The sequence below is a fragment of the Nocardia cyriacigeorgica genome (assembly GCF_010868145.1).
Lineage (GTDB): Bacteria > Actinomycetota > Actinomycetes > Mycobacteriales > Mycobacteriaceae > Nocardia > Nocardia cyriacigeorgica_D.
The window spans coordinates 70,203-90,467 of sequence record NZ_JAAGUY010000004.1; the positions used below are offsets into that span (position 1 = coordinate 70,203).

The window sequence follows — 20,265 nt, forward strand, 5'->3', positions numbered from 1 at the left end:
ATACCTCTTACTTGTTGTTGTACTGGTAGAAGCCAGCGCCCGACTTCTTGCCGAGCAACCCGGCCTCCACCATGCGCATGAGCAGCGGCGGGGCCGAGTACAGCGGCTCCTTGAATTCGGCGTACATCGAGTCGGCGATGGACTTGACGGTGTCGAGGCCGACCAGGTCGGTCAGCGCCAGCGGGCCCATCGGGTGGGCACAGCCGAGCACCATGGCCTTGTCGACGTCTTCCTTGGTGGCGAAGCCGGACTCGACCATGCGGATCGAGGACAGCAGGTACGGCACCAGCAGTGCGTTGACGACGAAGCCGGAGCGGTCGGCCGAACGCACGACCTGCTTGCCGAGCACCTCACCGGCGAACGCCTCGGCCCGCGCGGACACCGACTCGCTGGTCTTGAGCGTGGTGACCAGCTCGACCAGCGGCAGCACCGGAACCGGGTTGAAGAAGTGCATACCGACGACCCGCTCGGGGTTGTTGGTGGCGACCGCGATCTTCATGATCGGGATGGAGGACGTGTTGGAGGCCAGCACCGCATCCGGATCGGTGACGACCTTGTCCAGCTCGGAGAAGATGGCGGTCTTGACCTTCTCGTCCTCGAGCACAGCCTCGACGACCAGCTGGCGATCGGCGAAATCGCCCAGGTCGGAGGTGAAACGCAGCCGCCAGGCGGCCTGCTCGCGCTCGCGCTCGGTGATCTTGCCACTGCTCACACCGCGATCGAGCGAGCGCAGGATGCGCGCACGACCGGCGGCGGCCAGCTCCCGGGTCTGCTCGTAGACCAGCACGTCGACGTGCGCCCGTGCACACACCTCCGCGATTCCGGCACCCATCTGTCCGGCGCCGATGACTCCGACACGTTGAATCTTCTCGCTGCTCACGTCCAGCTCCTGGGGTAGGTCTTGGCTGTCGGGTTTGGCTTGGGTGGCGTCCGGGGTGACCGGCACCTTCAAATGATCAAGGTATAGGGATGCCCTCCCGCCCGGGGCTGTTCGGGCGGGAGGGCGGTACACCCCTACCGGGGTAGAGGACTCGCTATGGAGTTGCCCTCGCGGCGCCACCCGGGGGCGGCGCCGTCAGACACAGATCAGTGGAACTGACCCTCTTCGGTGGAGCCCTTCAGGGCAGCCGTCGAGGTGTTGGGGTCGACGGTGGTGGCGATGCTGTCGAAGTAGCCGGCACCGACCTCACGCTGATGCTTGATGGCGGTGAAGCCACGCTCCTCGGCGGCCTTGAACTCGCGCTCCTGCAGGTCGACGAAGGCGGTCATGCCCTCGCGGGCGTAGCCGTGGGCCAGGTCGAACATGCCGTAGTTGAGCGAGTGGAAGCCGGCCAGGGTGATGAACTGGAACTTGAAGCCCATGGCGCCGAGCTCCTTCTGGAACTTCGCGATGGTCGCGTCGTCCAGGTGCGCCTTCCAGTTGAAGGACGGCGAGCAGTTGTAGGCCAGCAGCTGGTCCGGGAACTCGCTGCGGACGGACTCGGCGAACTTCTTGGCGACCTCGAGGTCCGGCACGCCGGTCTCCATCCAGATGAGGTCGGAGTACGGGGCGTAGGCCTTGGCACGGGCGATGCAGGGCTCGATGCCGTTCTTCACGCCGTAGAAGCCCTCGGCGGTGCGGGTGCCGTCCAGGAACTCGCGGTCGCGCTCGTCGACATCGGAGGTCAGCAGGGTGGCGGCCTCGGCGTCGGTGCGGGCGATGACGACGGTCGGCACACCGGCGACGTCGGCGGCCAGACGGGCCGAGGTCAGGGTGCGGATGTGCTGCTGGGTCGGGATCAGCACCTTGCCACCGAGGTGGCCGCACTTCTTCTCCGACGCGAGCTGGTCTTCCCAGTGCGAACCGGCGACACCGGCCGCGATCATGGCCTTCTGCAGCTCGTAGACGTTCAGGGCGCCACCGAAGCCGGCCTCACCGTCGGCGACGATCGGGGCGAGCCAGTTCTCGACCGAGGTGTCACCTTCGACCTTGGCGATCTCGTCGGCACGCAGCAGGGCGTTGTTGATCCGGCGCACGATCTGCGGCACGGAGTTGGCCGGGTACAGCGACTGGTCCGGGTAGGTGTGGCCGGACAGGTTCGCGTCACCGGCGACCTGCCAACCGGACAGGTAGATGGCCTTCAGTCCGGCGCGGACCTGCTGCACGGCCTGGTTACCGGTGAGGGCGCCGAGCGAGTTGATGTAGTCCTCGTTGTTGACGAGATCCCAGAGGATCTCCGAGCCGCGACGAGCGAGCGTGTGCTCCTCGACGACGGTGCCCTGCAGCTTGACGACCTGCTCGGCCGTGTAGTTGCGGGTGATGCCCTTCCAGCGGGGGTTGGTGTCCCAATCCTGCTGGATTTCGGCAGCGGTCTTCGGGGTGCCGACAGTCGACATCTGTGACTCCACTTCCTCGTTCGGTCGGTGCCGCGCCGTCCGTGCTCCACCTGAGGTGGTTTCGCTCGAACTGCTGGAGCGGCAATTTGCAGGCTTGCTAGGCCCAAGGGGTGTACTTCCACACGATGGCATATCCAGAAATAGCCGTCTACCTGTTGAAACTGTGAATCTCAGCTAGGTTTCACCCACACGTTGCTAACTCTGCGAAATTTGCGGGCTAATTGCAAGCGTGAAATCTACTCACGAGTAGCGCTGACATGCGGTTTTAGCGTAACGCTTGTACTGTTTGCGATCGGACGGTGACACAGCGCTTCACACAGCCGACGCGCCGGGCTGTGAGCACACTCACAGGGCCTACGGCCGCGACATTGTGCGACCCATCACGCCACGACACACGCGTTCCGCGAGGCCAGGAATCGACGGCTCGCGGACCCGTGCGCCCACTCGCCGAAATCATCCGACCCGTCGCCCGCACAGGGGTCGCGGCGCGCCGACGATCGCACGAACTGCGACCAGCGCGGATGCCGGTCGGGCAGGATTTCGGGCGACCGATCGGGCAGACTCGACACCAGCCATTCCAGGACAAGCGTCCAGTTACGTTCTCTCGCGACGATGCTGAGTTCTTCAGACAGGAGCACCATGCCGACCACCAGGATCACCGCCGCCATCGCCACCGGCTGCGCCACGGCGGCACTGCTGATGCCCAGTGCGAACGCCACACCCGCCGGTACCGGCGTCGTCGATTCGGTGCAGCCCTTGGCGCCCGCGGCGACCCTGCCGGGTTCGGTGGGTTCGGTCCGCATCACCTATTCCTCCACCACCGCGGGCGAGGTTCCGACCCAGACCAGCGCCGCGGTCTACTTCCCGCCGGGCAAGGCGCCCGAGGGCGGCTGGCCGGTCATCGCGTGGGCGCACGGCACCGTCGGCCTCGGCGACGACTGCGCCTACAGCGTCGCAGGGCCGGGCGCGGTGGAACGGGACTGGGCGTACCTGGGGACCTGGCTGGATCAGGGGTACGCCATCGTGGCCGCCGACTACGCCGGACTGGGTGGCCCGGGCGAGCATCCGTATCTCAACGGTGTGGTCGAGGCCCATAACGTTGTCGACGCCGTAAAGGCCGCGACCAGGCAATTCGATGCACTGTCGAACAAATGGGTGGCCGTCGGCCAGTCCCAGGGCGGCGGCGCGGCCGTGTTCACCGCGCGCTACGCCACCGAGTTCGGCGGTCCGGAACTCGATTACCGCGGCGCTGTCGGCACCGGCGTGCCCGCCTACATCGAGGACATCCTGCTTCCGCTCGGCCCCGGGATGCCACCGATCGAGCTGAGCCCGCATACCACCGCGTATGTGCTCTACATCCTCAACGGCCTGCGCACCACGTATCCCGAGCTCGATATCGAGTCCTACCTGACCGACTCCGGCCGCGACTGGCTCGCACGGGCCCAGCAGGCCTGCATCGGACCATTCGGTGACGAACTGAGCGCGAACAACGTCGTCGTCGGCGACCTGTTCACCCGCCCGCTCAACCAGATCCCCGATCTGCACGGTCTGCTCAGCCGCTTCATGGGCCTGCCCGAGTCCGGCTACGACAAGCCGCTGTTCCTCGGGCAGGGTCTGCGCGATACCGATGTCATCACCCCGCAGACGCTGCGCTTCGCCGCAACCCTTGCCGCAGCCGGCGAACCGGCCACTCTGCACACCTACCCGACCGACCATGACGGCGCCGTCAACGATTCCCTCCCTGACTCACTGCCATTCGTGCGCAATCTCTTCGCCTGATCGACCCGTCCCGGCGAATGAAGCCCGATCCGTCGGGCGTGACGAGGATCGGTAAGACGTGTCGATGACGCGACCGGCGAGACCGTACTGTTGCGCGTCGAGCTTTCCTGAGTTCGCACCCGCGGGCGGCTTCGATTCATCGATGCCGCCCACCGAACTGTGGTGTACGCCACTTCCCGCCAGTGGTCGCACTGTGGCGAAAACCACTCCGCACCCACCGAGCATCCAGAACGGAATTCGGCGACCGCACCGTAGTGCTTTCCATGGTGTGAAAACGCTCCGACCAGGGCATTAATCCGTTGATATGTCTCGCATTTCATAGCGAACAACGGCGCCCATGGTGAACACACACAACGATTGGAGCGGCGTTCACGCGAGCGCTACTCGAGATTCCGGCAGGCCCACCTATTTGCATGCCGGGGACGATATGGTGTGCGTCACGTGCGCCGGGTTCGGCGACGGGCGTCGTCCGGTGAACGCCCGCGCGACCTCGCACGGTGGATCGGAGCTGTGTGATGCGGGACATCGTCGACGACCTGTTGCGGGTATGGCATTCGGGCCGGACCGGCGGACTGGCGACCATTGTGCGCACCAATGGTGCGACCGATCTACCGATCGGGGCGGCCATGCTGGTCGACCCCGACGGCGGCGTCTTCGGCTCGATCACCGCGGGCGGAATCGAAGAGGCCGCCTATGAGGCCACAGCGACCTCGGCCCGCACCGGCCAGCGCGGAATGCACCGGTTGACCGTTTCCAATTCGCTCGAACCCACTCGCGAGGGCGGGGTGATCGACGTATTCACCGAGCCGTTCTCCCGAGACCACTTCCCGGAGTTCCCGACCGTCGCCGCGGAAGTCGCCGCGAATCGGCGGGTCACCGTATTCACCGTGGTCTGGAATCCGGAGCCGGAGGTGATCGGGCAGCATCTCATCACCGATAAACGGCACAACACCGAACTGGTATCGCTGCCACAGTCCGATATCTTCGTCTCCTCGTTCGCACCCGCGCCGCGCCTGATCATCTTCGGCGCGAATTCGTTCGCGGCGGCGCTGTCGATTCAGGGACAGCTGCTCGGCTATCGCGTCACCGTCTGCGATCCCCGGCCCAATTTCGCTACGGCGGAGTCGTTTCCGGGTGCCGAGGTGGTGGCCGATTGGCCGCACCGGTACCTCAATACGCTTTCGGCGGCCGGTGAGATCGCCGCGGACACCGGCATCGTCGTGGTCGCTCAGGACCCGAAGTTCGAGATCCCGCTCCTCACCGTCGCGCTGCGGCTGCCCGAGGTCGGCTACCTCGCCGCCCTCGGTTCGGCGCCGGTGCACGCCCGCCGCATGGACGACCTGCGGGCCGGCGGCTTCGACGAGACGCTGCTCGCGCGCCTGCACTCACCGGCAGGCCTTGGCATCGGTGCGCGGACACCGGCCGAAACCGCCGTCGCGATCGCCGCGGAGCTGCTGTCCAACCGCAGCAGCCGAGCAGCAGGCCGCTCCGCCGACCTGCGTCACTCGTTCGAGCCGTTGACGCGGCAGGCGATCTGACCCGCCGCCTCGAGGCGGGAGCCTCGACGAGCCAACGGCGGAGTTCGCATCACGCCGAACTGAACGCGGCCCGGTGGATGAGATGAGGACCGTCCCCGGTTACATCGAGGGTGAACCCGTTCCTCGCCCTGCTCGACGCCAAACTGCATATCGCCGGCTCGGAGCTCCTGTGGCGAGAAATCGTCGGCAACGGGTTCGGGATGGCCTCGGCGATCGGCGGTATGCGGCGGCGGGTGTGGGCGTGGCCGATCGGTATCGCGGGTAACGCACTGCTGTTCACGGTGTTCGTCGGCGGCGTATTCAACACCCCGCAGCAGCTGAACATGGCCGGTCAGGCCGGGCGTCAGCTGATGTTCGTCGCGGTCAGCGCCTATGGCTGGTGGAGCTGGTACCGCTATGCGCGCGCCGAAACCGGGCTCGAGCATCGTGGCGTCGATCCGCGCTGGGCGACGGTGCGCGAGCGCTGGCTCCTCGTCGCCGCCATGGCGTTCGGCACCCTCGGCTTCGCGCAGGTCTTCGCATGGATCGGTTCCTACGGGCCATGGGCCGAGGCATGGATCTTCACCGGCTCGGTACTGGCCACCTACGGGATGGCGCGCGGCTTGGCGGAGTTCTGGTTGATCTGGATCGGCGTCGACATCGTCGGCATCCCGCTGTTGGTTCGCGCCGGGTATTACCCGTCGGCGGTGCTATATCTTGTCTACGCCGGATTCGTGGCGTGGGGGTTCATGGTCTGGGTGCGGACACTGCGCGGCCCGGCCGTCCCGGAAATCACCGTCGAGACTGCCGCGCACCGCTGAATCGCGGTCACGCCGTCGGGCCATCGCACAATGCGCGCGGGGAAACTTCGGGACCGCTGATAAACCGGCCGGGAACCTACCCCTGAGGTTGCGCAACCCGCGTAGACGTGGACAGTGGGTGTCGTGATCCTCACCGTGACAATGAATCCCGCCTACGACATGACCTATCGGGTAGAAGAACTCGAACGTGGTCGGGCGCACCGGGTGCGATCGGTCGAGCAACGGATCGGGGGCAAGGGAATCAACGTCACCAGGGTCCTGAACCAGCTCGGCAAATACGCACGCGCCACCGGTTTCGCCGACCACGCCTTCGCCGCCGCCGCCGAACTGGAGTTGCCGGTCGATTTCGTGCACGCCCTGCCCTGGGTGCGCAGAACCGTGGTGATCAGCGAATCCGGTTCCGGCACCGCCACCGCGTTGTGGGAGCCGGGGGCGCGAATCACCAATCCCCATGCTGCCGAACAACTCGCCGTGCGCGTCGCCGGACTGCTGCCCGATATCGCGGGCCTGGTGATCGCCGGATCCCTGCCCGGCGGCATCGATCCTGAACTACCCGCGCAGATCGCGCGCAGCGCACTCGACCATGGCGTGCCCACCATCTGCGACCTCGACGGCGAGGCCATGCGCCTCGCCGCCCGACTGCCCGGTGTCGTGCTCACCCCCAACCGCGGTGAGCTGCGCCGACTCACCGACTCCGACCCGCACACCCCCGCCGAAGTGGTCGAGTCGGTACGCCCATTGATCGACAGCGGCGTGGCGGCGGTGCTGGCGAAACGCGGCGCCGAGGGCATGGTCGCGGTGACAGCGGAAGGCGCCTGGTCGGCGGCGCTTCCCGAACCGCTGGCGGGCAATCCGACCGGCGCGGGCGATTCCGCGACCGCGGCCATTATCGCGGCGCTGTCGACCCGCGGCACCCCGGATTGGACAGCGATCCTCACCGACGCGGTCGCAACGTCCGCCGCGGCCGTCGTCATTCCGGTCGCGGGTGAGATCGACCGCAGGTTGCGCAATCATCTGGCGCCAACGGTGCGCATCGAGGAGATCGCCGGGGACAATGCCGCTGCTGTCGCTGTGGAATAGGTTCTGCCACAGGGCAACTGATCGCTATTTGAGAACGTAAGGGGAGACCGAGCTTCGGTGCTCGCTGATATCGAGCACCTTGCCCAACGGGGGAAACGCGCGCTGGGGGCAATTGGTGCGTTCACAGACCCGGCAGCCTGCGCCGATGGGGGTGGCCTTGGCTTCGCCGAGATCGATACCGTCGGCATAGACCACACGTCCGGCATGACGTAGTTCGCACCCGAGCCCGATGGCGAAGGTTTTGCTGGGCTGCCCGTAGGCCGTGGCACGGCGCTCGACGGTGCGTGCCACCCACAAGTACTTGCGACCGTCGGGCATCTGCGCGATCTGGGTCATGATCTTACCCGGATAAGCGAAGGTCTCGTACACATTCCACAGCGGGCAGGTGCCACCGCTGGATGAGAAGTGAAAACCGGTGGCGGACTGCCGTTTCGACATGTTCCCCGCGCGGTCCACCCGAACGAACGAGAACGGCACACCGCGCAGTTCCGGCCGTTGCAGCGTGGACAGCCGATGACAGATCGTCTCGTAACTCTGGGTGAAGAACGCGGAGAGCCGTTCGATGTCGTAGCGGAAATCCTCGGCGATGTCGTGAAAGTGCGTGTAGGGCAAGACCGTCGCCGCGGCGAAGTAGTTCGCCAGGCCGAGCATGGCCAGCTTCCTGGTGTCCTCGGCGGCGAAATTGCCTTCGTCGACCAGCTTCTCCAGTAGCGAACCGCATTCGAAGTAGGCGAGTTCGGCGGCGAGTTTGAATGTGCGCTGACCACCGGACAGATGTGGGGCGATCTCCAGCCGCATGTTGTCCGGATCGTAGCGGTGCAGCACACCGTCACCGAGATCGATGCGTTCGAGAATGCGCACACCGTGTGCCCGCAACATTCGCCCGATCTCACTGTTGACGTCACCGCCGTGGAATCGGATTCGGTTGGCGAGTTCCTCGGCGGCAGTATCCAATTCGTGGATGTAATTCTGCCGCTGATAGAAGTAGTCGCGCACTTCCTCGTGCGGTTTGCTGATCGTCGCGCTGCCCGCTCCGTCGGCGAAACGGTCCTCGGTGGCGGCCGCCAGCTGGGCGCTGGTGTTGCGGTAGCGGCTGTGCATACTGACCAGCGCACGAGCCATACTCGGATGCGCGGAAACGATTTCGGCGATCTCCTTGGCATCGGCCTCGATACCGAGTTCGGCGTCCATCACCACTTCTTGGAGTTCGGCGATGAGCCGGGTGTCGTCCTGAGACGAGAAGAAGGTGGCATCGACACCGAACACCTCGTTGATCCGCAGCAATACCGGGACGGTGAGCGGGCGCACGTCGTGTTCGATCTGATTGAGATAACTCGCCGAGATCTCCAGTTGCTGAGCGAGTGAGACCTGGCTGAGCCCGCGTTCGGTCCGCAGCTGACGAAGCCGCGCCCCGACGTAAGTCTTGGCCATATGTCCAGTTTATGGCTGTTTTCGCAAACCTGCCAATAGCAGAATTAGCAGCGGGTTCGAGCGATATGTCACACCGGCGGGTTACCGTCATCAGGTGCTGTTCACCGATGTCGTGCGAGCCTCGGAGACCGTCCGCGCCACGCGATCCCGGAAGACGAAGATCGCCGCCTTGGCCGAGCTGCTGAGCGCCGCCGATCCAGGTGAGCTCGCGGCCGTGGTCGCCTGGGTGTCGGGGGAATTGCGGCAGGGCCGCATCGGCACCGGCTGGCGTACCCTCACCGCGCTCGGTGAGACCGCAGCCGATACCCCCACCCTCACCGCGTCCGGGGTGGACACACTGCTCGACGAACTGGCCACCACCTCGGGGCCCGGCTCGGCGAACCGGCGCAAGGAGCTGCTGAGCAGCCTCTGGCGTTCAGCAACCGCCGATGAACAGGCGTTTCTCCTGCGGCTGCTCACCGGAGAGCTCCGCCAGGGTGCGCTCACGGCCGTCGTCACCGAGGCCGTCGCCCTGGCCGCCGACGTCCCGCTCGAACTGGTGCGCCGGGCCTACATGCTGTCCGGGAAACTGCCCGTCACCGCCATCGCGGCACTGACCGGCGGCGAAGCGGCGCTGCGCGAATTCCGGCTCGAGGTGGGCCGCCCGGTCCAGCCCATGCTCGCCTCCCCCGGCACCGCGCTGGACGAAGCCCTCGCCGAATTCCACGGCGAGGTCAGCGTGGAACACAAACTCGACGGCGCCCGCATCCAAGTCCACCGCGACGGCTCCGACGTGTGGGTCTTCACCAGAACCCTGCGCGATATCACCGCCAACGTTCCCGAACTCGTCGAGCTGGTCGCGGGCCTGAACTGCACCAGCGTCGTCCTCGACGGCGAAACCCTTGCCCTCACCGACACCGGCCGGCCGCGGCCCTTCCAGGAGACGATGGCGCGGTTCGCCTCCGGTGAGCCCGGCCTGGCCGGCGTGGCGGCGCCACCCGCGGAGATCCGGCCCGTCCCTATGTCCACCCGCGAGCTGCTGCTGCACCCGTATTTCTTCGACTGCCTCCACCTCGACGGCCGCGATCTGCTGGACGAGCCCCTACTCGAACGGCGCGCCGCGCTCACCAAGGTTGCCGGCGAACACAGCATTCCGGCATTGGTCCGCCCTGCCGCCGAGACTGCGGCGGAGTATTTCGACGGTGCGCTGGCGGCAGGCCATGAGGGCGTCATGATCAAATCGCTCGACGCGCCGTACGCGGCGGGCCGCCGGGGACGCTCCTGGTTGAAGATCAAGCCCACCCACACCCTCGACCTGCTGGTGCTCGGCGCGGAATGGGGTTATGGCCGCCGCACCGGCTACCTGTCCAACCTCCACCTCGGCGCCCGCGACCCCGATTCCGGCGAACCCGTGATGGTCGGCAAAACCTTCAAAGGTCTCACCGATGCCCTATTGCACTGGCAGACCGCCGAATTCCCCCGCTACGAACGCCACCGCGACCAGCACACCGTCTACCTCTGGCCGAAACTGGTCGTCGAAATCGCCCTCGACGGTGTCCAGACCAGCACCCGCTACCCCGGCGGCGTCGCCCTGCGCTTCGCTCGCGTCGTCCGCTACCGCCCCGACAAAGACCCCGACCAAGCCGACACCATCACCACAGTCCGCGCCCTCCTTCCATGAACGGCCGCCGAGGGACTCTCGCGATATGTCTCGCCGGGTGCCACTCGATCAGGGCTCGGGCCAGGTGGGTGGGTCCAGGCGGGATTGGATGCGAGCCACGTCCGTTTCGGAGGGCATCTCGTTGGTGATCTTGGTGATCAAGACCTGGATGTCGATCCGGTCGGGGTGGTCGCCCGAACGTAGCAGCTCGGTGGCGATCTGACGCACTTCCTCGTCGGAGAGGCGACGGCGCAGCAGGGCCAGCAGCGGAATGTAGTCCGACTCCGGGACACCCTCTGGATAGCCGGCGCGCAGCCAGTCGATGATGGCGTTCAGGAAGGGAGGCATCTCGACATCAATCGGAGTCCGTGAGTGGTTCGGCCAGGGGCCAGCCACCGGCCGCCAGATGCGACGCGACGCGCGAGATATCGTCCGTCGCGGGCTGTTCCTTGGCGATCCGGGCGATCGCGTCTTCGATATCGGCGAGGGTGATCTCGCGCTCCGGATTCTCGCGCGCCAGTTCCTCCGCGACGGCGGCCACCTCGTAGTCGGTCAGGTGCCGGTGCAGGACCGCGAACAGCGCGACGTAGTCGGAGCGGGGCACACCCTGCGGGTAACCCGCGCGCAGCCAGCTGATGATCCGGCCGAGCAGCTTCGGCCGCACCGGTCCAGGCTGGGTGAGGTTGGTCGAATCGGTCACTACACGCCCTTCAGGACTCGCCGAACAGATGGATGCCGAACCGTGCGGCGAGGAACGCCTTCGCCGTATAGAGGACACCAGTCACCACTGCGGCGATCACCAACCCAAGGCATACCAGAGCACCGGCCAGTGCCGGATAGTTGCGCTGGACGACGCCACCGTCGGTGCGGTTTTCCGACGCCGTCCAGAACCGGACCCCGAAGGCGAAGATCATCGGCAGGCCCGCGCCGAACACCAGGCCGGCCGCGACCACCTTCCACAGCGAGTTCAGATTCGTGACAAGGGTGTGCACTGTTCTCCTAAACCTGTGCCGAGCGATTGTGTCCGGCGTCCGGGCCGGGTGAGGCACTGTGGTGCACATCGTCGACGATCTCGGTCTGCACAGCTCCGACTTCACCACCGGGACCGTCACCAGGCCACTCGTTGACATTGCTGGTGTCGACGGGGTTGCGTCGCGACCGCAGGTAGATCAGTCCGGCGAGCCCGATCAGCAGCGCGAACACGACGAGCACGCCGGGCAGTCCACCGATGAAGTGGGCGATGGCCCAGCAGACGGCGCCCATGATGCCGGCGGCGGGCAGCGTAAGCAGCCAGGCCACGACCATCCGGCCCATCACACCCCAGCGCACCTCGGCACCTTTGCCGAGGCCGGTGCCGAGAATGGAGCCGGTGGCGGTCTGGGTGGTCGATAGCGGCAGACCGAAATGCGCCGAGGTCAGGATGATCGCCGCGGAAGACGACTCGGCGGCGAGGCCCTGCGGTGAATCGATTTCCACCAGCCCTTTGCCAAGGGTCCGGATGATGCGCCATCCGCCGAGGTAGGTGCCTGCCGCGATGGCGACCGCACACGCCGCCATCACCCACAGCGGCATTTCGTCGTCTTGGGTGAGGCTGCCGTGCGCGACCAGCGCGAGGAAGATGACGCCCATCGTCTTCTGCGCGTCGTTGGTGCCATGTGCCAGTGACACCAGCGACGCCGAACCGACCTGGCCCCACCGGAAACCCTCGTTGACCTTGCTGCCTTCGGCGCCGCGGGTGATCCGATAGACCAGCCAGGTTCCGGTCGCCGAGACCAGTGCCGCGATGATCGGCGCGAGTACCGCAGGGATCACGATCTTGGCGAGCACGCCGTTGGAGCCGTCGGCCCAGATGACGCCGCTCCAGCCGAGGGCGGCAAGCGTGGCACCGATGAGTCCGCCGAACAGGGCGTGCGAGGAACTGGAGGGCAGGCCGAACAACCAGGTCAGCAGGTTCCACAGGATGCCGCCGACCAGGCCGGCGAATACGATGATCAACAGGTCGTGCCCGGACACCGCGTCGAGTTGCACGATTCCTTTGGCCACTGTCGCCGCAACCGCCACCGACAGGAACGCACCGATCAGGTTCAGCACCGCCGAGAGCGCGACCGCGATCCGCGGGCGCAATGCACCGGTCGCGATGGAGGTCGCCATTGCGTTAGCGGTGTCGTGGAAGCCATTAGTGAAATCGAATACGAGTGCCGTGACGATGACGATGAGCAGAACCAGCAATTCAACGGTCACGCCGTCCAGTGTGCGGTATCCGTTTTGACGATTTTCATACGGATGCCAAATCGCGGCCTTGTCGTGTTCATCTAAGATTGCTGCACCTCGGCCACGGGCAACCCGACCGGGTGTCTACGTTCGGGCAGGACTCAGCATTCGGCGCGACGGGGCAACCGAGGCCGTCCGGCGCCGAGCACGGTGGCGAAACTGCCGGCCGACTACCGCTGTCTCAGAACGCCGCCTCGTCCAGCGCCATGATGTCGGTGTCCAGCGACCCGATCACGTTCTTGACCGCCGTCAGCGTGGGCAGCACGTTCCTGGCGAAGAACGTTGCGACCGCGACCTTCCCCGCGTAGAAGACGCGATCCTTCGCACCGACCTCACCGGAGAGAGCGGCCGCAGCGATTTCGGCCTGGACCAGTAGACGCCAGCCGATCAGCAGGTCGCCGACGGCCAGCAGGAAGCGCACCGAGCCGAGACCGACCTTGTAGATCTCGGCCGGTTCCTGCTGCGAACTCATCAGGTAGCCGGTGAGGGTCGCGGCCATGGCCTGGACGTCGGCGAGCGCGGTGCGCAGCAGCTCACGTTCGGTATCGAAGCGGCCGCTCTTCGCGTCGAGATAGGCACTGATCTGGCCGGTGAGGTGGCCGATGGCCACACCCTTGTCCCGGACGATCTTGCGGAAGAAGAAGTCCTGCGCCTGGATGGCAGTGGTGCCCTCGTACAGCGAGTCGATCTTCGCGTCGCGAATGTACTGCTCGATCGGGTAGTCCTGCAGATAGCCCGAACCACCGAAGGTCTGCAACGATTCGGTCAGGTACTGGTAGGCCCGCTCGGAACCGACACCCTTGACGATCGGCAGCAGCAGATCGTCCACACGATGGGCCAGGTCTTCATCGGCGCCGGAGACCAGTTGCGCCACATCGGCATTCTGATGTGCGGCCGTGTAGAGGTACACCGCGCGCAAGCCCTCGGCGTACGCCTTCTGCATCATCAGCGAACGCCGCACGTCCGGATGGTGGGTGATCGGGACGCGCGGCGCGGTCTTGTCGGTCATCTGGGTCAGGTCCGCGCCCTGCACTCGGTCCTTGGCGTAGGCCAGCGCGTTCAGATAACCGGTCGACAAGGTTCCGCTGGACTTGACGCCGACCATCATCCGCGCGTTCTCGATGACCTGGAACATCTGTGCGATACCGTCGTGCACCTCGCCGACCAGCCAGCCGACCGCGGGTACGTCGCCGCCGAAGGTCACCTCACAGGTGGGCGAGGATTTCAGGCCCATCTTGTGTTCGAGGTTGGTGACGTAGGCGCCGTTGCGGCCGCCGATCTCCAGCGTTTCGGGATCGAAGAGATACTTCGGCACGTAGAACAGCGATAGTCCCTTGGTTCCCGGTCCCGCGCCCTCCGGCCGCGCGAGCACCAGGTGGAAGACGTTCTCCGAGACGTCGCCGACGTCACCGCCGGAGATGAACCGCTTCACGCCCTCGATATGCCAGGTCCCATCGGGCTGTTCGATCGCCTTGGTACGCCCGGCGCCGACATCGGATCCGGCGTCGGGCTCGGTCAGCACCATGGTGCCCTGCCAGCCCTTGTCGTATCCACGGGTCGCCCAGTGTTGCTGCTGTTCGGTGCCGATGTTGTAGAGCACCGCAGCCATCACCGGGCCCATGTTGAAGAACGAGGCCGACGGGTTCGCGCAGGTGATCATCTCGTTGACCGCCCACACCAGCGCTGACGGCGCGGGAGTACCACCCATCCCCTCGGGTAGGCCGAGCCTGCTCCAATCGGCCTCGCGCACCGTCTCCAGTGTCTGCCGCAGCGCGTCGGGCACCGTGACGCTGTGGTCCGCGGCGTCGAACCCCACCGGGTCCCGGTCGGCGGCCGCGAACGATTCGGCTACCGGCCCCTCCGCCAGGCGTTTGACCTCGGCCAGGATCTCGCGGACGGTGTCGGAGTCCAGGTCGCCGTAGGCCCCGGTGTCGAGCAGTTTGTCCAGGCCGAATACCTCGAACAGGTTGAACTCGATATCGCGCAGGTTCGCCTTGTAATGCCCCACCGCGTCCTCCTCGACTCACCGCCCCGGTCGTCCGACCGTGAAGGGTTCCGGCTGCTGACAACTACGAATCGAAGCTTTCCGCACCCCTGAGAGCTACGCAACCGTAGGCGCGGGCGACCTCACGGCACCTCCCCGAGCCGCTGTGCGCAAGGTTTCACCTCACGGCAACGCACGAAACGGACTCGTCATCGAGAGATATTCCGGCGCAACAACTTCTGTCTAACGTTCCGCAGCACGGATACAGGCTCTGTATACAACCCGGTCGACAGCTGTGACCGGCGCGAACGGGCAGGTATTCGGTGCGGCGCCCGCGGGTGCCGCCGCCACAACTGATGAGTGAGAAGGGTTCGCCCATGTCCGATTCCTCCCGATCCGGCCGATATCGCGGTTCCGTCCGATCACGCACATTCAGGGCGTTGGTAGTGCCCACCGCGGTGGCGTTGACCGGAGTGCTGCTCAGCGCATGCGGCGCCAGGGACGACGCCACCGCGGACGGCGCGAACGCCGTCTCCTGCGTCGACACCACCAAGGACTCGATCAAGATCGGTTCACTGCATTCGCTGTCGGGCACCATGGCCATCAGCGAGGTCACCGTCGCCGATTCGACCAAGCTGGCCGTCGATCAGATCAATGCCGCAGGCGGTGTGCTCGGCAAGCGGATCGAGCTGGTCCTCGAGGACGGCGCGTCGGACCCGAAGACCTTCGCCGAGAAGGCGGAAAAGCTCATCAGTGCCGACTGTGTGGCTGCCGTTTTCGGCGGATGGACCTCATCGAGCCGCAAGGCGATGAAACCGAAGTTCGAGAGCCTGAATTCGCTGCTGTACTACCCCGTCCAATACGAGGGTCTGGAGGACAGCAAGAACATCTTCTACACCGGCGCCACCACCAATCAGCAGATCGTGCCCGCACTGGACTACCTGAAGCAGAAGGGCATCAAGTCGCTGTACCTGGTCGGCAGCGACTACGTGTTCCCACAGACAGCCAACCGCGAAATCAAGGCATACGCGGCGGCCAACGGCATCGAGATCAAGGGTGAGGATTACACCCCGCTGGGCTCCACTGATTTCTCCACAATCATCAACAAGGTGCGCACGGCCGACGCGGACGCGGTCTTCAACACCCTCAATGGTGATTCCAACGTCGCGTTCTTCCGCGAGTACACCAATGCGGGCTTGACCGCGGCCGGTATGCCGGTGGTTTCGGTTTCCATCGCCGAGGAGGAGGTGGCGGGTATCGGAGCGCAGAACATCGCGGGCCAGCTCACCGCCTGGAATTACTACCAAACCGTCGACACCCCACAGAACAAGGCCTTCGTCGACGCCTACAAAGCCGCCTTCGGCGCCGATAAGCCGACCTCCGACCCGATGGAAGCCGCCTACGCCTCGGTGTACCTGTGGAAGAACACCGTGGAGAAGGCGAATTCCTTCGCAGTAGCCGATATTCAGGCCGCTGCCGACGGCGTGAGTTTCGAAGCTCCCGAAGGCCTGGTCACCATCGATGGCACCAACCACCACATCACCAAAACCGCCCGCATCGGCGAGATCCGCCCGGACGGTCTCATCTACACGGTGTGGGATTCCGGCCAACCCATCGAGCCCGACCCGTACCTCGACACCTACACCTGGGCCGAGGGCCTGAAGTAGACCGACGGCGGCCGCGGCTGATGCCGACCGCCGCGGCGGTCCCGCGGGACATGGTTCGCGGCCTTGACCGCACCGATGTCCGAGCGGGAGGCAGCGACGCCTTCCGCGAGGACCTTCGGGCGAACACATGAGGGGGCCGCGAACCCACCGATCAGATACGGAGTTTCGATGGAAATCGTTGTAGGCCAGCTTTTCACCGGGCTGAGCCTCGGATCGATCCTGTTGCTCGCCGCGCTGGGTCTCGCGCTGACCTTCGGTCAGATGGGCGTGATCAATATGGCGCACGGTGAGTTCATCATGGCCGGTTGCTACACCACCTACGTTGTCCAGCAAGTATTTTCCTCGGCCGGGGTGTCGCTGCTGGTGTCATTGCTGGTCGGGTTCCTGGTCGGCGGCGCGTTGGGGGCGGCGCTGGAGATGGGGCTCATCCGCTGGATGTATCACCGCCCGTTGGACACCCTGCTGGTCACCTTCGGTGTCGGCCTGGTGTTGCAGCAGCTCGCCCGCGACATCTTCGGTGCGCCGGCCAAGAACGTGCTGGTGCCGGAATGGCTCAGCGGCGGTGTCACGATTCTGGACGCCGTTGTGCCCAAGACCAGGATCTTCATTCTGGTGCTCGCGGTCGTCGCGGTGACGGCGCTGGCGATCGTTGTGAAGACGACGCCGCTCGGTCGCCGCATTCGCGCAGTGGTGCAGAACCGCGATCTCGCCGAAACAAGCGGAGTGTCCTCGCGTTTCACTGATATCAGCACCTTCTTCATCGGATCCGGTCTGGCCGGTGTCGCCGGTGTGGCGCTGACATTGATCGGTTCGACCAGCCCAACCATCGGCCAGAGCTATCTGATCGATGCGTTCCTGGTGGTGGTGATCGGCGGGCTCGGACAGATCAAGGGCACGGTGATCGCGGCGTTCGCGCTCGGCCTGCTCAATTCCTTCATCGAATACTCGACGACAGCCTCGATCGCGAAAGTGATCGTCTTCGTGATCATCGTGATCTTCCTGCAGGTCCGTCCGCAGGGCCTGTTCATGGTCCGGACAAGGAGTTTGGCATGACCACGTCGACACCTCGGTGGTTCGCGAATTCCTCGGTGCGCGTGTGGGGCGGTTTCGCCATTGCCGCGATCCTGCTGTTCGCCGTGGCGCCGGCGGTGCTCAGCGATTTCCGGCTGAACCTGCTCGCGAAGTTCCTGTGCTTCGCCATCGTGGCGGCAGGCATCGGATTGGCCTGGGGGCGGGGCGGAATGCTCACCCTCGGTCAGGGTGTGTTCTTCGGCCTCGGCGCCTACATCATGGCGATGCATCTGCAGATGGCGGACGCGGCGCGGCTGGGAAACGATGTTCCCGACTTCATGGATATCGCGGGCATCCGCGAACTACCCACGTACTGGCAGCCTTTCGCGTCGGCGCCGGTGGCGATCATCGCGATCGTTGTTCTGCCCGCACTGGTCGCGGCGGTGCTCGGCTATGGGGTGTTCAAGCGGCGGGTCAAGGGCGCGTATTTCGCGATCTTGAGTCAGGCGCTGGCCGCGGCGCTGGCTATTCTGCTGACCGGTCAGCAGACCATCGGCGGATTCACCGGGCTCTCGGATTTCCGGGCCTTCTTCGGATTCAAGCTGACCGATCCGGTCAACCGCCACACGCTGTTCTTCATTGCGGCGGGCACTCTGCTCGCGGTGGTCGCGGTGGTGCGTCAGCTCATGTACAGCCGGTATGGGGAGCTGCTGGTCGCGGTGCGTGACCAGGAGGAACGGGTGCGTTTCCTGGGGTACGACCCGGCCAACGTCAAGATCGTGGCCTATGTGGTCGCCGCGTTCTTCGCGGGAATCGCCGGTGCGTTGTTCACCCCGATCGTCGGCATCATCTCCCCCGCCGATATCGGTGTCGTTCCCTCGATCGCCTTCCTGATCGGCGTGGCCATCGGCGGCCGAACCACCCTGCTCGGGCCGGTACTCGGCGCGATCGGCGTGGCATGGGCGCAGACCGCGCTATCGGAGCAGTTCCCGTCGGGTTGGACCTACCTGCAGGGTGTGCTGTTCATCGTTGTCGTCGGGTTCGTGCCCGCCGGGCTGGCCGGATTGTGGCCGATGCTGCGTCGGTTCGTTCGCGAGCGCACGTCGATACGCGACGACAGCGCGCCACCGCCACCCGATCTACCGGCGCAACCGTTGCCGGTGCGCACCGCAGAGAAGGTGGAATCGCGATGATCGAGCACGAACCGAAGCGCGGCGGCAATGCGGGCATGTCGAGCGAATATCTCGAAGTTCGCGGCCTTTCGGTGAGCTTCGACGGCTTCAAGGCCGTCACCGATGTCGACCTGACCGTCCTACAGGGCGATCTGCGATTCCTCATCGGCCCGAACGGCGCCGGAAAGACGACCCTGATCGACGCCATCACCGGCCTCACCTCCGCGACCGGATCGGCGCAGAAATCGGGCGTCGAACTGCTGGGTAAGAAGGTGCACCAGATCGCCAGGCTCGGCGTCGGGCGCACATTCCAGACCGCGAGCGTCTTCGAGCAGTTGAGTGTGGTGCAAAATCTCGATATCGCGGCCGGCGCCGGACGTTCCGCGCTGACATTGCTGCGGCGGCGCACATCGGTGCTGCCGAGCATCGAGGAGGCGCTGGAGATCACCGGCCTCAGCGCCCTGCGCGACGAGCCAGCGGGCGTTCTCGCGCACGGTCAGAAGCAGTGGCTCGAGATCGGCATGCTGCTGGTGCAGAACGCCTCGGTGCTCCTGCTGGACGAACCGGTCGCGGGCATGAGCGCGGAGGAACGCGAGCAGACCGGAAACCTGCTGCACCGCATCGGTGGTGAACGTGTCGTCGTGGTGGTCGAGCACGATATGGACTTCATGCGCTCGTTCGCCACCTCGGTGACGGTGCTCGCCGGCGGGCGGGTGTTGAGCGAAGGCACCGTGGAGCAGGTGCAGGCAGATCCGAAGGTGCAGGAGGTCTACCTCGGCACCACCGCGACCGCCGCCGAATCGAACGACGAGGAGAGCGCCGATGCTCGAATTAGCTGATGTCCATTCCGGTTACGGACGCACCGAGGTGATCCACGGCGCCTCACTGACGGTGCCCGACGACAGCGTCGTCGCCATTATGGGACATAACGGCGCGGGGAAGACGACGCTGCTTCGCACCGCAGTCGGGCTGCTGACCAGCAAATCCGGCACCATCACGTTCAATGATGAGGTGATCACCACACTCTCCCCGTCGCGACGGGTGCGTCGCGGGATCGCCTATGTCCCGCAGGGGCAGCAGAGTTTTCCACAACTGACCACAATGGAGAACCTTCAGGTCGTGGCCGACGGGCGCAAGCGCGGCAAGGCGCTGATCGACGAATCACTCGATCTGTTCCCCGCGCTGCGGGAGCTGCTCACTCGCAAAGCAGGCCTGCTGTCGGGCGGGCAACGTCAGCAGCTCGCCATCGCAAGGGCGCTGATCACCGAACCGAAGCTGCTCATCCTTGACGAGCCGACCGAGGGCATCCAGCCGTCGGTGGTCGCGGAGATCGAACGCACCATCATCGACCTGACCAGGCGCGGCGGGTTGAGTGTGCTGCTGGTCGAGCAGCACATCGGGTTCGCTCTGCAAGCGGCACAACGCTATTACGTGCTGCAATCGGGCCGGATCACCTCCTCCGGCGAGGGTGGCGCGGGCGCCGAGAGCGTCGTCCGTTCGGCGATGGCGATCTGAGC

Annotated in this window: 19 protein-coding genes; 10 read left to right on the forward strand and 9 right to left on the reverse strand. The window is 65.6% G+C overall.

Going from position 1 to position 20,265, the window contains the following annotated elements:
- Window positions 1-7 precede the first annotated feature (7 nt).
- The 3 genes from GV792_RS08265 to GV792_RS08275 form a co-directional block, all read right to left on the reverse strand.
- Window positions 8-880, reverse strand: a complete 873-nt coding sequence (locus GV792_RS08265) for a 3-hydroxybutyryl-CoA dehydrogenase (protein ID WP_163823603.1) — start codon at window positions 878-880, stop codon at window positions 8-10.
- Between the two features lie 206 nt (window positions 881-1,086).
- Window positions 1,087-2,376, reverse strand: coding sequence for an isocitrate lyase (gene aceA, locus GV792_RS08270; protein ID WP_163823386.1), 1,290 nt, complete (start codon window positions 2,374-2,376; stop codon window positions 1,087-1,089).
- Between the two features lie 380 nt (window positions 2,377-2,756).
- Window positions 2,757-3,017 carry a hypothetical protein gene (locus GV792_RS08275; RefSeq protein WP_163823388.1) on the reverse strand — a complete coding sequence of 87 codons (261 nt, stop codon included), beginning with the start codon at window positions 3,015-3,017 and terminating at the stop codon, window positions 2,757-2,759.
- On the opposite strand from GV792_RS08275, the gene GV792_RS08280 reads away from it, so the two are divergent.
- The 4 genes from GV792_RS08280 to GV792_RS08295 all read left to right on the forward strand — a co-directional run bounded on the left by GV792_RS08280 (window position 3,016) and on the right by GV792_RS08295 (window position 7,573).
- Window positions 3,016-4,155 carry an alpha/beta hydrolase family protein gene (locus GV792_RS08280; protein ID WP_163823390.1) on the forward strand — a complete coding sequence of 380 codons (1,140 nt, stop codon included), beginning with the start codon at window positions 3,016-3,018 and terminating at the stop codon, window positions 4,153-4,155. The genes GV792_RS08275 and GV792_RS08280 overlap by 2 nt on opposite strands.
- A 515-nt stretch (window positions 4,156-4,670) precedes the next feature.
- Window positions 4,671-5,693, forward strand: coding sequence for an XdhC family protein (locus GV792_RS08285; protein WP_163823392.1), 1,023 nt, complete (start codon window positions 4,671-4,673; stop codon window positions 5,691-5,693).
- 110 nt (window positions 5,694-5,803) lie between these two features.
- Window positions 5,804-6,493 carry a nicotinamide mononucleotide transporter family protein gene (locus GV792_RS08290; RefSeq protein ID WP_163823394.1) on the forward strand — a complete coding sequence of 230 codons (690 nt, stop codon included), beginning with the start codon at window positions 5,804-5,806 and terminating at the stop codon, window positions 6,491-6,493.
- A 123-nt stretch (window positions 6,494-6,616) separates the two neighbouring features.
- A complete protein-coding gene (locus tag GV792_RS08295) occupies window positions 6,617-7,573 on the forward strand; it encodes a hexose kinase (RefSeq protein ID WP_163823396.1) in 957 nt (318 codons plus the stop codon).
- A gap of 24 nt (window positions 7,574-7,597) precedes the next feature.
- Here GV792_RS08295 and ramB read toward each other — a convergent pair whose 3' ends face one another.
- Window positions 7,598-9,004, reverse strand: coding sequence for an acetate metabolism transcriptional regulator RamB (gene ramB / locus GV792_RS08300; protein ID WP_163823398.1), 1,407 nt, complete (start codon window positions 9,002-9,004; stop codon window positions 7,598-7,600).
- 94 nt (window positions 9,005-9,098) lie between these two features.
- On the opposite strand from ramB, the gene GV792_RS08305 reads away from it, so the two are divergent.
- Complete coding sequence (locus tag GV792_RS08305) at window positions 9,099-10,664, forward strand: ATP-dependent DNA ligase (RefSeq protein WP_163823401.1); 1,566 nt, start codon at window positions 9,099-9,101, stop codon at window positions 10,662-10,664.
- 48 nt (window positions 10,665-10,712) lie between these two features.
- Here GV792_RS08305 and GV792_RS08310 read toward each other — a convergent pair whose 3' ends face one another.
- The 5 genes from GV792_RS08310 to GV792_RS08330 form a co-directional block, all read right to left on the reverse strand.
- Entirely contained in the window at window positions 10,713-10,991 is a 279-nt protein-coding gene (locus GV792_RS08310) for a DUF3349 domain-containing protein (protein WP_163823403.1), read from the reverse strand.
- Between the two features lie 7 nt (window positions 10,992-10,998).
- A complete protein-coding gene (locus GV792_RS08315; RefSeq protein WP_163823405.1) occupies window positions 10,999-11,343 on the reverse strand; it encodes a DUF3349 domain-containing protein in 345 nt (114 codons plus the stop codon).
- A 10-nt stretch (window positions 11,344-11,353) separates the two neighbouring features.
- Window positions 11,354-11,635: a hypothetical protein gene (locus GV792_RS08320; protein WP_163823407.1), complete on the reverse strand. Its 282-nt coding sequence runs from the start codon at window positions 11,633-11,635 to the stop codon at window positions 11,354-11,356.
- A 7-nt stretch (window positions 11,636-11,642) separates the two neighbouring features.
- Window positions 11,643-12,884, reverse strand: a complete 1,242-nt coding sequence (locus GV792_RS08325) for an inorganic phosphate transporter (protein WP_309138565.1) — start codon at window positions 12,882-12,884, stop codon at window positions 11,643-11,645.
- 211 nt (window positions 12,885-13,095) lie between these two features.
- Window positions 13,096-14,922 (reverse strand): acyl-CoA dehydrogenase, encoded by a 1,827-nt coding sequence (locus tag GV792_RS08330; RefSeq protein WP_163823409.1) that lies wholly within the window; start codon window positions 14,920-14,922, stop codon window positions 13,096-13,098.
- 353 nt (window positions 14,923-15,275) lie between these two features.
- Here GV792_RS08330 and urtA point away from each other — a divergent pair, with 353 nt between their 5' ends.
- The 5 genes from urtA (at window position 15,276) to urtE (ending at window position 20,263) form a co-directional block, all read left to right on the forward strand.
- Entirely contained in the window at window positions 15,276-16,565 is a 1,290-nt protein-coding gene (gene urtA, locus GV792_RS08335) for an urea ABC transporter substrate-binding protein (RefSeq protein WP_163823411.1), read from the forward strand.
- Between the two features lie 168 nt (window positions 16,566-16,733).
- Window positions 16,734-17,618, forward strand: coding sequence for an urea ABC transporter permease subunit UrtB (gene urtB, locus GV792_RS08340; protein WP_163823413.1), 885 nt, complete (start codon window positions 16,734-16,736; stop codon window positions 17,616-17,618).
- Window positions 17,615-18,769: an urea ABC transporter permease subunit UrtC gene (urtC, locus tag GV792_RS08345; protein ID WP_163823415.1), complete on the forward strand. Its 1,155-nt coding sequence runs from the start codon at window positions 17,615-17,617 to the stop codon at window positions 18,767-18,769. Before urtB ends, urtC begins: the two co-directional genes overlap by 4 nt.
- Window positions 18,766-19,587, forward strand: a complete 822-nt coding sequence (gene urtD / locus GV792_RS08350; protein WP_163823418.1) for an urea ABC transporter ATP-binding protein UrtD — start codon at window positions 18,766-18,768, stop codon at window positions 19,585-19,587. Before urtC ends, urtD begins: the two co-directional genes overlap by 4 nt.
- Entirely contained in the window at window positions 19,571-20,263 is a 693-nt protein-coding gene (gene urtE, locus GV792_RS08355) for an urea ABC transporter ATP-binding subunit UrtE (RefSeq protein ID WP_163823420.1), read from the forward strand. Before urtD ends, urtE begins: the two co-directional genes overlap by 17 nt.
- Window positions 20,264-20,265 lie beyond the last annotated feature (2 nt).

Bases quoted from the DNA above. Each gene is read 5' to 3' on its own strand.
- GV792_RS08275 (WP_163823388.1), bottom strand. From the start codon at position 3,017: ATGGTGCTCCTGTCTGAAGAACTCAGCATCGTCGCGAGAGAACGTAAC.
- GV792_RS08310 (WP_163823403.1), bottom strand. From the start codon at position 10,991: ATGCCTCCCTTCCTGAACGCCATCATCGACTGGCTGCGCGCCGGCTAT.
- urtA (WP_163823411.1), top strand. From the start codon at position 15,276: ATGTCCGATTCCTCCCGATCCGGCCGATATCGCGGTTCCGTCCGATCA.
- urtB (WP_163823413.1), top strand. From the start codon at position 16,734: ATGGAAATCGTTGTAGGCCAGCTTTTCACCGGGCTGAGCCTCGGATCG.
- GV792_RS08285 (WP_163823392.1), top strand. From the start codon at position 4,671: ATGCGGGACATCGTCGACGACCTGTTGCGGGTATGGCATTCGGGCCGG.
- aceA (WP_163823386.1), bottom strand. From the start codon at position 2,376: ATGTCGACTGTCGGCACCCCGAAGACCGCTGCCGAAATCCAGCAGGAT.
- urtC (WP_163823415.1), top strand. From the start codon at position 17,615: ATGACCACGTCGACACCTCGGTGGTTCGCGAATTCCTCGGTGCGCGTG.
- urtE (WP_163823420.1), top strand. From the start codon at position 19,571: ATGCTCGAATTAGCTGATGTCCATTCCGGTTACGGACGCACCGAGGTG.
- ramB (WP_163823398.1), bottom strand. From the start codon at position 9,004: ATGGCCAAGACTTACGTCGGGGCGCGGCTTCGTCAGCTGCGGACCGAA.
- GV792_RS08280 (WP_163823390.1), top strand. From the start codon at position 3,016: ATGCCGACCACCAGGATCACCGCCGCCATCGCCACCGGCTGCGCCACG.
- urtD (WP_163823418.1), top strand. From the start codon at position 18,766: ATGATCGAGCACGAACCGAAGCGCGGCGGCAATGCGGGCATGTCGAGC.